Here is a 14,207-nt window from a genome sequence, read left to right as displayed (position 1 = left end):
GTGCCTGATTCTCCGGCACAGGATGCCAATTTCTTGATATCGAGACTTTTTGGCCCACTATCTTTGATCGATCATCGATCAGCGGGTTATTGTCGCCAGCGGGGTCTCCACCAGAGCCCCAGCCCTGTCCTGCCAAAGACCAAGGGCACCCCCGAACCCTTACCGATGAGGGAACCCCCTTCGACTGAGGAAGGCGGCGACATGACCGACCCCAAGGCCATCCAGCCGAGCGAGCTGGACCAGCTCCCGGACCGCGACCCCGAGGAGACCGCCGAATGGCAGGCCTCCCTCGACGCCGTCACCGAGGCCGCCGGGCCGCACCGTGCCGCGTACCTGATGCGCCGCACGCTGGAGCGCGCCGAGGAGGCCGGCGTCGCACTGCCGAAGCTCCTCGAGACCGACTACATCAACACCATCCCCACCTCCGCCGAGCCCGCGGTGGACGGCGACGAGGCGATGGAGTCCCGCATCACCGCGTGGAACCGCTGGAACGCGGCCGCGATGGTGACCCGCGGCAGCAAGTACGGCGTCGGCGGCCACATCGCCACCTTCGCCTCCGCGGCCTGGCTCTACGAGACGGGCTTCAACCACTTCTTCCGCGGCAAGGAGGCCGACGGCTCCGGCGACCAGCTCTACATCCAGGGCCACGCCTCCCCCGGCATCTACGCCCGCGCCTTCCTCGACGGCCGGCTCGGCGAGCGGCACCTGGACAACTTCCGCCGTGAGGCGGGCGGTGACGGCCTCCCCTCGTACCCGCACCCGCGGCGGCTGCCCTGGCTGTGGGAGTTCCCCACGGTGTCGATGGGCCTCGGCCCGATCTCCGCGGTCTACCAGGCGCGGTTCAACCGCTATCTGACCAGCCGCGGCATCAAGGACCTGACCAACTCCCACGTGTGGGCGTTCCTCGGCGACGGCGAGATGGACGAGCCGGAGTCCACCGCCGCCCTGACGCTCGCCTCCCGGGAGGGTCTGGACAACCTGACCTTCGTCATCAACTGCAACCTGCAGCGCCTCGACGGTCCGGTCCGCGCCAACTTCAAGATCGTGCAGGAGCTGGAGGCCCTGTTCCGCGGCTCCGGCTGGAACGTGGTCAAGAGCCTGTGGGGCACCGCCTGGGACGAGCTGTTCCAGCTGGACACCACCGGCGCGCTCGTACGCCGCCTGCGCGAGGTACCTGACGCGCAGGTCCAGACGTACCAGACCCGCGACGCGGCCTACATCCGCGAGGACTTCTTCGGCAAGGACCCGGCGCTCGTCGAGATGGCGAAGCTGCTGAGCGACGACAAGATCCTCGAGTGCTTCCACCTCTCGCGCGGCGGCCACGAGTCCCGCAAGGTCTACGCCGCCTACCGTGCCGCGCTCGCCCACAAGGGCGCGCCGACCGTGATCCTGGCCCAGACGGTCAAGGGCCACACGCTCGGCGAGGGCTTCGCCTCGAAGAACGCCAACCACCAGATGAAGAAGCTCTCGGTGGACGAGTTCAAGGCGATGCGCGACCGCCTCGACCTGCCGATCAAGGACAGCGACTTCGTCGACGGCGTGGTCCCCTACGGCCACCCGGGCGCCGACTCCCCCGAGGTCCGTTACCTCCAGGAGCGCCGCGCCGCTCTCGGCGGTCCGGCCCCGGCCCGCCGCGTCCACCCCGTCGCACCGCTGCCGGCCCCGGCCGACAAGGCGTTCAGCGCCTTCGACAAGGGTTCGGGCTCGCAGAACGTGGCGACCACCATGGCGTTCGTCCGCCTGGTCAAGGACCTGGTCCGCGACAAGGAGACCGGCAAGCGCTGGGTGCCGATCGTCCCCGACGAGGCGCGCACCTTCGGCATGGAGTCGCTCTTCCCCTCGCTCGGCATCTACTCGCCCAAGGGCCAGACGTACGAGCCGGTCGACCGCGACCAGCTGATGTACTACAAGGAGGCCAAGAACGGCCAGATCCTCAACGAGGGGATCACCGAGGCCGGTTCCATGGCCGAGTTCATCGCCGCCTCGACGTCGTACGCGACGCACGGCGAGCCGGTGATCCCGTTCTACATCTACTACTCGATGTTCGGCTGGCAGCGCACGGCCGACCAGATGTGGCAGCTCGGCGACCAGCTCGGCCGCGGCTTCCTCGTCGGCGCCACCGCCGGCCGCACCACGCTCACCGGTGAGGGCCTCCAGCACGCCGACGGACACTCCCCGGTCATCGCCGCGACCAACCCGGCCGCGCTGACGTACGACCCGGCATTCGCGTACGAGATCGCCGTCATCGTCAAGGAGGGTCTGCGCCGGATGTACGGCGCGGCGGCCCCGGACGAGGACCAGAACGTCTTCTACTACATGACGGTCTACAACGAGCCGCTGCGGCAGCCCGCCAAGCCCGCGGCCCCCGGGGTCGACGAGGGCATCCTCAAGGGCCTGTACCGCTTCAACACGGCGGAGTCGGCGGGGCTGACGGCGCCCGCGAACGCCCCGCGGATCCAGCTGCTCGGTTCCGGTACGGCGATCCACTGGGCGCTGAAGGCGCAGCAGCTGCTCGCCGAGGAGTGGGGCGTGGCGGCCGACGTGTGGTCGGCGACGTCGTGGACCGAGCTGCGCCGGGACGCCATGGAGGCGGACGAGGCGCTGCTGCGCGGCGAGGAGCGGGTGCCGTTCGTCCGGCAGGCGCTCCAGGGCGCCGAGGGTCCGGTGCTGGCGGTCTCGGACTACATGCGTCAGGTTCCCGACCAGATCGCGCAGTGGGTCGAGCAGGACTACACCTCGCTGGGCGCCGACGGTTTCGGCCTGTCGGAGACCCGCGAGGCGGCCCGCCGCTACTTCGGTGTCGACGCCGAGTCCATCGTCGTCGCTGCCCTGGCGCAGCTCGCCCGGCGCGGCGAGGTGCAGGTGACGGCCGTGAAGGAAGCGCGCGAGAAGTACGGTCTGTAAGCACCCGGGTGCTACGGATGTGAGGCAGGAGGCCCCCGCTGCGGCGGGGGCCTCCTGCTGCATGATGGGCCGTATGCGCGCTGCCCGGCTGATCAAGATGGTGCTGCTGCTCCAGTCCCGGCCGTCCATGACCGCCGCCGAGCTGGCGCGGGAGCTGGAGGTGTCGGAGCGGACGGTCACCCGGGACGCGCGGGCGCTGTCCGAGGCCGGGGTGCCGGTGTACGCGGACCGGGGACGGGCCGGGGGCTACCGGCTGGTCGGTGGGTACCGGACGAGGCTGACCGGGCTGGCCCGGGGCGAGGCGGAGGCGCTGTTCCTGTCCGGGGTACCGGGGGCGCTGCGGGAGATGGGGCTCGAGGACGCGGCCTCCGCGGCCCGGCTGAAGGTGTCGGCGGCGCTGCTGCCCTCCCTGCGGGACGCGTCGCAAACGGCCGCGCAGCGCTTCCATCTGGACGCCCCGGGCTGGTTCCGTGAGCCGGTGACGCCCGAGCTGCTGCCGGCCGTGGCGGACGCGGTGTGGGACGACCGCCGGGTCACCGCCCGCTATCTGCGCGGGGAGGGGGAGCACCGGCGGGAGGTCGTGCGGGAGCTGGAGCCCTACGGGCTCGTGCTCAAGGCGGGCGTCTGGTACCTGTGTGCGCGGGTGCCGGGGCACGGGGCGTTCCGGGTGTACCGGGTCGACCGGTTCACGGCGGTGGAGCCGGTCGACCCGGCACACCCCGCACGCTTCGAACGCGACCGGGAGTTCGAGCTGCCCGCGTTCTGGGAGGAGCGGGCGGAGCAGTTCGCGCGCTCGATCCTGCGGACGGAAGTGGTGGTGCGGCTGTCGCCCGAGGGGGTACGCGCGCTGCCGCGCTCCGTCGAGGCGTCGGCCGCGGCGGCCGCACGGGAGGCACTGGCCCAGGCGGCCGGGGCGGCCGGGGAGTTCGACGGGGACGGCTGCGGGTGGGTGACGGTGACCCTGCCGGTGGAGTCCGAGGAGGTCGCCCACACCCAGCTGACGGCGCTGGGCCCGGAGGTGGAGGTGCTGGCGCCCGCGTCGTTGCGGGAGCGGTTCGCCGACCAGGCCATGCGGCTGGCCCGGCTGTACGGGAGGGAGGCCCCCGACGCCGTCCCCGGCCCCGCCCCTGAGCGATCCGGGTGACACTCCGGGGTGCGCCCCCCGGTTCCAGGGCCGATGCTTGACGCGTGATGGACGAGACGGAGTTCTGGGAGCTGGTCGACACCGCCCGCGAGGACGCCGGGGGCGACCCGGAGGACCAAGCCGACCTGCTCGTGGAACGGCTCGCGCGGCTGGACCCGGAATCAATCCTGGACTTCGCCCGGCACTTCGAGTCCCGCTATCACCGCGCCTACCGCTGGGACTTGTGGGGCGCCGCCTGGGTGCTGCTGGACGGGGCGAGCGACGACGCCTTCGACTTCTTCCGGTGCTGGCTGATCGGCCAGGGCCGTGAGGTCTTCGAGGGCGCGCTGCACGATCCGGACGCCCTGGCCGGCCTGCTGAAGGACTTCGACGAGGAGGTCGACGGCGACGCCGAGGACCTCGGCTACGCGGCGGACGAGGCGTACGAGCAGCTCACCGGCACGGTGGCGCCCGATCTGGACCTCCCGCCGGCCCCCGCGGAACCCGAGGGCACGCCGGTCGACTTCGAGAACGAGTCCCGGCTCTCCGAGAGCTACCCCCGGCTCTGGGAACGGTTCCGGTCCTGATCCCCGTGCTGCTCCCCGCCCTGACTCCCGTGCTGCTTCCCGCCCTGTTTCCCGCTCCGTCCCTCGTCCCGCTCCCCGGAGGACCCCGCGATCCGGCTGTCCTCCTGCCGCCGGGCACCCGGTCGGCGGCCCTGCAGTTCCGCGGCCCGTTGCCTGATCGCCGGGAGGCGGGCCTCCAGGGCGGCGCCCGGGCAGCTGGTCATGTAGCCGTCGCTGTGGCCCGCGAGGGCGGGCAGCACGGCCGTGGTGCCGGCCGCGTACCGGCTGGCGCCGTTGCTGGAGACCAGCCGGACGTCGGAGCGCGGGTCGGTGCCGGACAGGCCGAGCTTCCAGGCGGCCAGCTCGGCGATCGCGCGCTCCATCGCGGGCGGCACCGGCACCCCGGCGGTGAAGGTGCCGAGGGCGGCGATCCCCGCGGTGCGGTGGTTGAAGCCCTGGGTGTGGGCGCCGGTGACGGGCCGGTCGGTCCCGCCCGCGCGGCCCTCGTAGATGGTGCCGCAGCGGTCGACGACGAAGTTGTAGCCGATGTCGTCCCAGTCCCGGCCGGAGGTCTGGCCCTCGTAGACGTTGCGGATGTTGGCCGGGGTCTCGGCGCAGTCGTAGTCGTTGGGCGAGTCGGTGTGGTGGATGAAGACGGCGACGACCTCGTCGTCGTAGCGCGGGGGCGGCTGGTCGTGGGCGGCTCCGGCCGTCCAGGCCGCTCTGGACACGATGGGCGGCTTGGGCGCCGTGTACGCGGCCGCCTCCCGGGTGGTGCTGGGGGCGGCCGAGGACTCCGCGGCCCGCTCGACACCGTACGCGCACAGCACCAGCGCGACGGCCGCGGCGATGCCCGGCAGACAGCAGAGCAGCACCTTGACGCCTCTGGGCAGGCCCGTGAGGCCCGGGTGATGGGGTGTCCGGGAAGCAGGGCGCCGCCGCGCTCCCCGCGGCCTCATGAGGACACGCATGGTTTCACTGTCGGTCGGATCCACCCCGTCCGCGACGTGTGCTGTGCCGACCGGTGGAACCATCTCCCTGGTCCGCCGCGTTCTTCCGAGTGCACGCGCGCGTGACCGCTTCCGTGGTCCCACGCGCGCGTGGCTGATCACCGGGCCCCTCCCCCACGTATGAGGGGGTCCGAAAGAAAGGCGGCGTGCGTGGACCTGCTCGACATTCTGCTGCTGCTGCTCGTCCTGGCCTACGCGGCGTCCGGCTACCGGCGCGGTCTGCTGGCCGGCTGTGTCTCGCTGACCGGTTTCGTGGGCGGTGCGGTCGTCGGCGTGTGGATTCTGCCCTGGGTGATGGATCTGGTGGACCCGGGGACGACCGCGGCGACGGTGACGGCCGTGTTCACGGTGCTGCTGCCGGCCGCGGTGGGCCACGAACTGGCGGGCCGGCTGGCACTGCGGTTGCGGCGGGAGCTGGACCGGGGGCCGCTGCGGGTGGCGGACGGGGTCGGCGGGGCCGCGGCCAACTCGGCGGCCGTGCTGATCGTGGCCTGGGTGGTCGCGTCCGTGCTGGGCGCCTCCTCGTCCCCGCTGGTCACCTCCGCGATCCGCGACTCGAGGTTGCTCGGCGCGGTCCACGAGGTGATGCCGGACACCACGCCGGCCTGGTTCTCGCGGGCCACCGCGGCGCTGACCGAGGCGGGCTTCCCGCAGGTCTTCAACCCGTTCGAGAACGAGTCGACCGCCGAGGTCGCCGAGCCCTCCGGCGACAGTGTCACCGCGGTCGCCACCCGGGCCGCCCAGCGGAGCACGGTGAAGGTCGAGGGCGTCGCGGGCGTCCAGGGCCGCGAGGGCAGCGGCTTCGTGTACGCGACGGAGCGCGTGATGACCAACGCCCATGTGGTGGCCGGGATCGACGAGCCGACCGTGCGGGTCGGCGGCGTCGGGCGGGCGTACGAGGCACGGGTGGTGCTGTTCGACCCGCAGAAGGACGTGGCCGTGCTGTACGTCCCCGAACTGCGGGCGCCCGTCCTCCGCTTCGACGACGACGCCGTCCGCGGCGACTCGGCGGTCGTCGCGGGCTATCCGCAGGACGGCGATCTGGACCTGCGGGCGGCGACGGTCGCCACCCGGGTGCAGGCGAAGGGGCAGAACATCTACGGCGACCGGGCGGTCGTCCGCGAGATCTACTCGATCCGTTCCCTCGTGCGCCCCGGCAACTCCGGCGGCCCGCTGCTGACCACCGACGGCCGGGTGTACGGCGTGGTGTTCGCCCGTTCCACCTCGGACACGGAGACCGGCTACGTACTGACGGCGGACGAGGTCGCCGACGACGCGCGGCGCGCGGCGACCGCCACGGCGCCGGTGGACACGGGCGACCTGACGGCGTCGTAGGAGCACGCCCGAGCGGGGCCGGAGGTCAGAGCAGGGACTGCCCCATCAGCACGTCGTCGACGTACGTGCCGTCGAGGCAGAACTCCTCCGGCTGGACGCCCTCGACGACGAAGCCCTCGGACGCGTAGAGCGCGCGGGCGGCGGAGTTGTGGCCGAGGACGCGCAGGGTGATGCGGCGCGCGCCACGCTCCCGGGCCTCCCGGACGGCCGCCCGCACCAGGGCCCGGCCCACGCCCGTGCCGCGGGCCGCCTCGGCGACGGCGAGGCCGCGGATCTGCTGGACGTGCGCGTTCGAGGGCAGTTCCGTGGGGAAGCCGAGGCGCACATAGCCGACGACGCGGTCCGCGTGCTCGGCGACGAGGTGGTCGCGGGGGCCGGACCGCTCGCTGAAGAAGGAGTCGTACGGTGGCTGCGGCGGCGGGGTGACGGCGTGCAGGACGGACCAGGTCTCCCGGTCCAGCAGGGCCAGTTCCCCCTCGTCGGCGGGGCGGGCGGCGCGTATCAACGGTTCGGGCATGAGGGTCACTTTACGACCGCTCGCGCGGTGCGCCCGCGGTGTCGCCCGGGCTGCGGGCAGGATGGTCGCCATGAGCTCCGCATCCTCTGGATCCTCCGCGTCCTCCCGGTCTTCCCGGTCCTCCCGCATCGCGGTGGCCGGTGCCTCCGGTCTCATCGGCGGCGCGCTCGTACGGTCCCTGACCGCCGACGGGCACACGGTGGTACGCCTGGTGCGGGCCGAGCCGCGCGCGGCGGACGAGGTCCGGTGGGACCCGGAGCGCGGGTCCGTGGACGCGGCCGGTCTCGCCGGGTGCGACGCCGTGGTCAACCTCGCCGGTGCCGGGGTGGGCGACCGGCGCTGGACACCCGCGTACAAGGAGCGGATCCGCACCGGCCGGGTGCGGGGCACGGCGGCGCTCGCCGAGGCCCTCTCCGGGCTCGCACGGGACGTACGGCCCCGGGTGTTCGTCAACGGCAGCGCGATCGGCTACTACGGCGAGACCGGTGAGCGGACCGTCGACGAGAGCGCGCCGGCGGGCACGGGCTTCCTGCCGGAGCTGTGCGTCGAGTGGGAGGCCGCGGCAGCGCCGGCGCGGGAGGCGGGCGTGCGGACGGCGTTCGCCCGAACCGGCCTTGTGGTGGCCCGCGAGGGCGGGGCGTGGGCCAGGCTCTTCCCCCTGTTCCGGGCCGGACTGGGCGGGCGGCTGGGCGACGGGCGCCAGTACTGGTCGTTCGTCGCGCTGCACGACGAGGTGGCCGCCCTGCGTCATCTCCTCGACACCGACGGGCTGTCGGGGCCGTTCAACCTGACCGCGCCGCATCCGGTGACCAACCGTGAGATCACCGGGGCGATGGCGCGCGTGCTGCACCGGCCGGCGGTGTTCGCGGTGCCCGCGCCGGTGCTGCGGACCGTGCTCGGCGAGATGGCCGGGGATGTGCTGGGCAGTGCCCGGGTGCTCCCGACCCGACTGCTGGAGTCGGGGTTCCGCTTCGCGTTCCCGGAGATCGACGGCGCGATCCGCGCGGCCCTGTGACCCGCCGTCAGGAAACCTGAACCACGGTCCTCCCGCCCGCCCCGAGGGGCGGGAGGCCGGGGGTGTGGGGGCTGGTGGCCGAAGCCGGTGCGCCCCCGGGGGCCGTGCGGTGGCCGTCCGGCGTGCGTGTGCGACCGCCGTGCGCCCGTGCCCCTGCCGATGCGCGACACCACGCGATCCGTCACGGACCTAACCTCGACCAGAACTCGGGTATTCCTGGGGTCTGTTGGGGGCATGACGTCTCCAGCGTCCGCGCAACCTCGAGGAGGGGCACGTGCTTGAGCCCACGTACCAGGCGGACGTCGTCGTCGTGGGAGCCGGGGTCGCCGGACTCTCCGCGGCGCGACGCCTGACCAGCGCTGGAGTCACCACCGTGGTCCTTGAGGCCGCCCACGCGGTGGGCGGCCGGATGGCGACCGACAAGGTCGACGGCTTCCGGCTCGACAGAATCGGGCAGTTGCTGTCCACCGCGTATCCCGAACTGCGGCCGGCCGCCGACTGCGACGGGCTCGCCCTGCGCACGTTCGCACCCGGCGTTCTGCTGCACAGCGGCGGACGCCACCACCGGGCCGGCGTACCGGCCGGTGCGAGGGGCGCAAGGGGCGCACTCCACACGGTGCGCGCCCTCGCGAGCGCCCCCCGGGCGGGGGCCGCGCCCAGGAGGCCGGCGGCCGTTCCCGGACGGCAGGTGTCCACGCCCCGGAGCCGGACCGGCGCCCCGCTGGGCACGGCCGTCGACCAGGCCCGCCTGGGCGCCGCGTTCACCCGGCTGGCCGGCACTCCGGCGGAACGGCTGCTGGCCCGGCCCGAGTCGACCGCCGCCGAGGCACTCACCGCCCGGGGCCTGCCGGCCCGCACCGTCGACGGCTTCCTCCGCCCGCTGCTCGCCGCCCTGCTGTGCGACCCGGACCTCACCACGTCGAGCCGGTGCGCGGATCTCGCGCTGCGCGCCTTCGCGGCCGGGCGCCTGTGTGTGCCGGAGGGCGGCGCGGAGGCGTTGCCGGAACTGCTGGCGCGGGGGCTGCCGCCGGGCACCGTGCACACGGGCGTCCGGGTCACCTCCGTCTCCACGACATCGGTGACCACCGCCGAGCACGGCGAGTTCCGCTGCCGCGCGGTGCTGATCGCGACGGACGCGCGGGCCGCCGCCCAGCTGCTGCCGGGACTGCGGGTGCCGGACTTCCACCCGGTGACGGTGGTGCACCACGCCACCGACGAGCCCCCGGAGACCGGCGCCCGGCTGCTCCTGGACGCCGACCGGGGCGGACCGGTGGCGCACACGGCGGTGGTCAGCCGGATCGACCCGTCCCGGGCCCCGGCCGGCCGCGCGCTGGTCTCGTCCACGGTCCTGGGCCCGCCCGGCGCCCAGGTCGACACCGGTGTGCGCATGCATCTGGCCAGGCTGTACGGCACGTCGACGGCACGCTGGGAGACGCTCGGGGTGTATCACACCGCGGACGCCGTCCCGTCCATGCGGCCGCCGCACGACCTGCGGCGGCCGGTTCGGCTGCTGGCGGGCCTGTACGTGTGCGGCGACCACCGGGACACCAGCACCGTGCAGGGCGCCCTGCACTCGGGCCGCCGCGCCTCGGCCGCGATCCTCACGGACCTCGGCGCGGGCCGCCCGATGCACACGGCGGACCCCCTCCCCACGGCCCGAGCGGCCTGACCGGCCGCTCCCCTCAGCCGCCCCGCGTCCCTTCGGTGACCACCCCCGGAGGGACGTGGTGGCCCCAACCACGCGCCACCGAGGTGGCGCCGCCTCGGTGGCTCAGCAGTACGCCGCGGTCCTGTCGCGGTAGACGCGCACCGGTGCCGTGTCGCGGTAGGGCTCCAGCCTGCGTTCGAAGTCCCGGACGTACTCCACGGCCCGTACCGAGCGCATCTCGGACGCCTGGCCGGCCGCCTCGGCGGCGAGCAGGCAGGCCTGGTCGAGTTCGCCGAGGCCGAGGCGTGCGGTGGCGAGGACGACCCGGCAGAACAGGCGGCTGCGGGCGTAGCCGGGGGCGCGCAGCTGCAGCGAGCGCTCCGCGTGCTGGGCCGCGGCGCGGAACTGCTGAAGGTCGCGGTGGCAGTGACCGAACTCGTCGGCGAGCTGGGCCTCGTCGAAGAACCGCACCCAGTGCGGGACCTCGTCGCCGGGCCGGGCGTTCCCCAGGGCGCGTTCGGCGCGCACCAGGGCCGCGGTGCAGGCCCGGACCTCGCCGAGCACGCCGTGCCCTCGTGCCTCGACCGCGTGCAGCAGGGCCTGCACGGCGGGCGGGGCGGAGCCGCCCGCGCCCTGCTGGGCCACTCGCGCGAGCTGCACCGCCTCCCGCCCGTGGCCGAGGTAGACGGCCTGCCGGCTCATGGTGACCAGCACGTACGCGCCGTAGGTCCGGTCCGCGGCGGCCTGCGCGAGGCGGAGCGCCTGCACGAAGTAGCGCTGGGCGAGTCCGTGCGCGCCGATGTCGTACGACGTCCAGCCGGCCAGCCGGGTCAGGTCGGCGACGGCGGCGAACAGACGGCGGCCGGTCTGCTCACCGTAGGTGCCGCGCAGCATCGGCTCGCACTCGTGCTCCAGGTAGCGCACCAGGGCCTGGCGGGCGTGGCCGCCGCCGTAGGCGTCGTCGAGGGTGCGGAACAGCTCGCCGACCGAGCGCAGCGCGGCGATGTCGCCGCCGGTGACCCGCTGGCCGGGGCCGCGTTCGGCCGCCTGGCGGCGGGTGCCGAACTCGGGCAGCCCGGCGGGGCGGCCGACCGGGCGGGCCTGGGCGGGGACGCGGACCGGCGGCTCGACGCGGGCCACCTTCTCGTCGGCGCGGCCGATGAGCCAGTCCCGGCTGGGCACGACGAGCCCGGCCGAGGTGAAGGCGATCTTGCGCAGCTCGGCGTGGCTGCCGGAGTCCTTGCGCCACAGCCCGCTGACGATGTCGACGGCCTCGTCGGGGGTGGCGGCGAACTCCAGGCCCGCGTAGACGGGGGCGCAGGCGTCCAGGCCGAGGTCCTGGGCGGTGAGCCGCCGGCCGAGGCGCCGGGTGAAGACCTCGGCGATCAGCGCGGGTGTGGTCCCCCTGGGCTGCTGCCCGCGCAGCCAGCGGGTGACGGAGGTCTTGTCGTATCTCAGGTCGAGCCCGTGTTCGAGACCGAGCTGGTCCACGCGACGGGCGAGTCCCGCGTTGGAGAACCCCGCTTCTGCGATGAGCGCGGCGAGCTGACGGTTGGGGGTGCGCCGCGCGGGTCGTTCCGTCATCTGTGGTGCGGTCTCCTGCCTTCTGGTGAACGTTGATGCCCGGATTACCTGTGAGCAGCCCTTATGGCCTTCTGGACGGCGCGAATGTAGCGGAGAGTAAACGCCTGGTCGCACATTTCGATCCGCATTCATCCGATCGTGTGAGAATTGCCCCTGAGGCTGACGGACAGCGACCGCCACGGGGCCCGCCCAGGCGCCGAACACGCGCTGGACGCGCGCCGGAACTGCCACCGGAGCCGCCCCCGGAAGCGCCGCTGGAGCCGCCGCCGGAACCGCCGCCGGAGGGAAAGCCGGTCGTACGGTCGTACAGTGGCTTGGGCACGTTTCGTGCCTTACTGCGTTCTGGTTTGTTCTGCCTTACTACCTTCCGGGAGGCGCTCGCCGTGAGTGAGTTGCGGTTCGTCCGAATGGGCTTCGGGGCCGAGGCCGTCGACTACCAGGTGGCCTGGGACGAGCAGCGCCGGGTGCACGCGGCACGGTTCGCCGACGAGGTGCCCGACACCGTCATCCTGCTGGAGCACCCCCCGGTCTACACGGCCGGACGGCGCACCCAGGACAGTGAGCGCCCCCTCGACGGCACCCCGGTCATCGACGTGGACCGCGGCGGCAAGATCACCTGGCACGGCCCCGGCCAGCTGGTGGGCTACCCGATCCAGAAGCTGCCCCGCCCGGTGGACGTGGTCGCCCACGTCCGGCGCCTGGAGGAGGCGCTGATCCGCACCTGCGCGGAGTTCGGTGTGGAGACCACCCGCATCGAGGGACGCAGCGGCGTGTGGGTGCTCGGCGACCCGGTCGAGCAGCGCCCGGCGCTCGGCGGGCTCTCCCTGGACTTCGACCCCCGCCTGCACGACGAGGAGTTCGACCCGCGGCTGAACGGCCCCCAGTACGCCCCCTCCAACGCCGGCCAGCGCCGCGAGGACCGCAAGATCGCCGCGATCGGCATCCGGGTGGCCAAGGGCGTCACGATGCACGGCTTCGCACTCAACGTGCAGCCCGACAACAAGTGGTTCGACCGGATCATCCCGTGCGGCATCCGCGACGCGGGCGTCGCCTCCCTCGCGGACGAACTGGGCCGCGACATCACGATCGAGGAGGTGCTCCCCGCGGTGGAGCGGCATCTGCGCGACATCCTGGAGAACGCCGAGCTCAAGCCGCGGGAGACCGTCCGCGCCACCGCCTGACCCGGCGGCGGCGACCGTCCGGCGCGGCGGGAATGGGCCCCGGGTCTCGGAGGTTGGCCTGACCGTCAGGCCCATCAAACACGGGCGTACCCTGGTGTACGCCGAAGAATCGAAGCTAGGGAGCCGACGTGTCCGCAGTCGCACCGGACGGACGCAAGATGCTGCGCCTGGAGGTCCGCAACAGCCAGACCCCGATCGAGCGCAAGCCCGAGTGGATCAAGACCCGGGCGAAAATGGGGCCCGAGTACACGAAGATGCAGAACCTCGTCAAGAGCGAGGGCCTGCACACGGTCTGCCAGGAAGCCGGCTGCCCGAACATCTACGAGTGCTGGGAGGACCGCGAGGCGACCTTCCTCATCGGCGGCGACCAGTGCACCCGGCGCTGCGACTTCTGCCAGATCGACACCGGCAAGCCCGAGGCGCTCGACCGCGACGAGCCGCGTCGCGTGGGCGAGTCCGTGGTCACCATGGACCTGAACTACGCCACCATCACCGGCGTCGCCCGCGACGACCTGGAGGACGGCGGCGCCTGGCTGTACGCCGAGACCGTGCGCCAGATCCACGCGCAGACCGCCGGGCGCGCGGACGGCCGCACCAAGGTCGAGCTGCTGGCCCCCGACTTCAACGCGGTCCCCGAGCAACTGGAGGAGGTCTTCTCCTCCCGTCCCGAGGTGTTCGCGCACAACGTCGAGACGGTGCCCCGCATCTTCAAGCGGATCCGCCCCGGCTTCCGCTACGACCGCTCCCTGAAGGTCATCACCGCCGCCCGGGACTACGGACTGGTCACCAAGTCGAACCTGATCCTCGGCATGGGCGAGACCCGCGAGGAGATCAGCGACGCGCTCCGGCAGCTGCACGACGCCGGCTGCGAGCTGGTCACCATCACGCAGTACCTGCGCCCGTCGGTACGGCACCACCCCGTCGAGCGCTGGGTGAAGCCGCACGAGTTCGTGGAGCTGAAGGAGGAGGCCGAGCAGATCGGCTTCTCCGGTGTGATGTCCGGCCCGCTGGTCCGCTCCTCGTACCGGGCCGGCCGCCTCTACCGGATGGCGGTCGAGAAGCGCGGTACGTACATCGCCGCCCAGGCCGTCTGACACTGCGCCCCCGCGTCTTCGCGTCCCGCACCACGCACGGGACGCGAAGACACCGCGATGCGGTGTGCGGCATGCGTGTGAACTCGCGCACAAGAAACTACCGGTCAGTAATGGCCGAGACGGCGCGGTCCCGGCCGTCCTCGCAGATGAGGGCGTACGCCGGGGCCGCGTCGGCGTTCGCGAGGCTCGAACCGGGGCTTCATGTGCGTTTGACCGGGGGGTCACACCCT

11 protein-coding genes are annotated in these 14,207 nt (G+C 73.1%); 8 read left to right on the top strand and 3 right to left on the bottom strand.

The genetic code is table 11. The annotated features are described in order from the left end of the window. The first annotated feature begins 201 nt into the window (after positions 1-201). The 3 genes from aceE (at position 202) to AC6F7H_RS21340 (ending at position 4,614) form a co-directional block, all read left to right on the top strand. Complete coding sequence (gene aceE, locus AC6F7H_RS21350) at positions 202-2,904, top strand: pyruvate dehydrogenase (acetyl-transferring), homodimeric type (protein WP_500758524.1); 2,703 nt, start codon at positions 202-204, stop codon at positions 2,902-2,904. A 73-nt stretch (positions 2,905-2,977) separates the two neighbouring features. Then, positions 2,978-4,048: a helix-turn-helix transcriptional regulator gene (locus tag AC6F7H_RS21345; protein ID WP_500758523.1), complete on the top strand. Its 1,071-nt coding sequence runs from the start codon at positions 2,978-2,980 to the stop codon at positions 4,046-4,048. A gap of 47 nt (positions 4,049-4,095) precedes the next feature. Then, a complete protein-coding gene (locus AC6F7H_RS21340; protein ID WP_500761983.1) occupies positions 4,096-4,614 on the top strand; it encodes a DUF4240 domain-containing protein in 519 nt (172 codons plus the stop codon). Here the strand turns inward: AC6F7H_RS21340 and AC6F7H_RS21335 are convergent. Next, complete coding sequence (locus tag AC6F7H_RS21335; RefSeq protein ID WP_500758522.1) at positions 4,581-5,468, bottom strand: peptidoglycan recognition protein family protein; 888 nt, start codon at positions 5,466-5,468, stop codon at positions 4,581-4,583. The two genes, AC6F7H_RS21340 and AC6F7H_RS21335, sit on opposite strands and share 34 nt — an antisense overlap. A 285-nt stretch (positions 5,469-5,753) precedes the next feature. Here AC6F7H_RS21335 and AC6F7H_RS21330 point away from each other — a divergent pair, with 285 nt between their 5' ends. Further along, a complete protein-coding gene (locus AC6F7H_RS21330; RefSeq protein ID WP_500758521.1) occupies positions 5,754-6,938 on the top strand; it encodes a MarP family serine protease in 1,185 nt (394 codons plus the stop codon). Positions 6,939-6,963: 25 nt separating this feature from the next. On the opposite strand, the gene AC6F7H_RS21325 is transcribed toward AC6F7H_RS21330, so the two are convergent. Beyond that, the gene (locus tag AC6F7H_RS21325; RefSeq protein WP_500758520.1) at positions 6,964-7,455 is read right to left on the bottom strand and encodes a GNAT family N-acetyltransferase; all 492 of its coding nucleotides are present in this window, start codon (positions 7,453-7,455) and stop codon (positions 6,964-6,966) included. Between the two features lie 70 nt (positions 7,456-7,525). Between AC6F7H_RS21325 and AC6F7H_RS21320 the strand changes: the two genes are divergently transcribed. After that, positions 7,526-8,470 carry a TIGR01777 family oxidoreductase gene (locus tag AC6F7H_RS21320; protein ID WP_500758519.1) on the top strand — a complete coding sequence of 315 codons (945 nt, stop codon included), beginning with the start codon at positions 7,526-7,528 and terminating at the stop codon, positions 8,468-8,470. Between the two features lie 274 nt (positions 8,471-8,744). Further along, positions 8,745-10,139 carry an NAD(P)/FAD-dependent oxidoreductase gene (locus AC6F7H_RS21315; protein WP_500758518.1) on the top strand — a complete coding sequence of 465 codons (1,395 nt, stop codon included), beginning with the start codon at positions 8,745-8,747 and terminating at the stop codon, positions 10,137-10,139. A gap of 102 nt (positions 10,140-10,241) precedes the next feature. Here AC6F7H_RS21315 and AC6F7H_RS21310 read toward each other — a convergent pair whose 3' ends face one another. Continuing rightward, on the bottom strand, positions 10,242-11,702 hold the full coding sequence (locus AC6F7H_RS21310) for an NsdA family TPR-like regulatory protein (protein WP_500758517.1): 1,461 nt from the start codon (positions 11,700-11,702) through the stop codon (positions 10,242-10,244). 383 nt (positions 11,703-12,085) lie between these two features. Between AC6F7H_RS21310 and lipB the strand changes: the two genes are divergently transcribed. Both lipB and lipA read left to right on the top strand, forming a co-directional pair. Then, positions 12,086-12,883: a lipoyl(octanoyl) transferase LipB gene (gene lipB / locus AC6F7H_RS21305; RefSeq protein ID WP_500758516.1), complete on the top strand. Its 798-nt coding sequence runs from the start codon at positions 12,086-12,088 to the stop codon at positions 12,881-12,883. A gap of 128 nt (positions 12,884-13,011) precedes the next feature. Next, complete coding sequence (gene lipA / locus AC6F7H_RS21300) at positions 13,012-13,977, top strand: lipoyl synthase (protein WP_457458106.1); 966 nt, start codon at positions 13,012-13,014, stop codon at positions 13,975-13,977. Positions 13,978-14,207 lie beyond the last annotated feature (230 nt).

It is taken from the genome of Streptomyces sp. MMS24-W38, from assembly GCF_059889265.1.
The sequence above is the reverse complement of the archived record's forward strand: the minus strand, read 5'-3'. Positions and strand labels throughout refer to the sequence as shown.

Bases quoted from the DNA above. Each gene is read 5' to 3' on its own strand.
- AC6F7H_RS21325 (WP_500758520.1), bottom strand. From the start codon at position 7,455: ATGCCCGAACCGTTGATACGCGCCGCCCGCCCCGCCGACGAGGGGGAA.
- AC6F7H_RS21345 (WP_500758523.1), top strand. From the start codon at position 2,978: ATGCGCGCTGCCCGGCTGATCAAGATGGTGCTGCTGCTCCAGTCCCGG.
- AC6F7H_RS21310 (WP_500758517.1), bottom strand. From the start codon at position 11,702: ATGACGGAACGACCCGCGCGGCGCACCCCCAACCGTCAGCTCGCCGCG.
- AC6F7H_RS21320 (WP_500758519.1), top strand. From the start codon at position 7,526: ATGAGCTCCGCATCCTCTGGATCCTCCGCGTCCTCCCGGTCTTCCCGG.
- aceE (WP_500758524.1), top strand. From the start codon at position 202: ATGACCGACCCCAAGGCCATCCAGCCGAGCGAGCTGGACCAGCTCCCG.
- AC6F7H_RS21340 (WP_500761983.1), top strand. From the start codon at position 4,096: ATGGACGAGACGGAGTTCTGGGAGCTGGTCGACACCGCCCGCGAGGAC.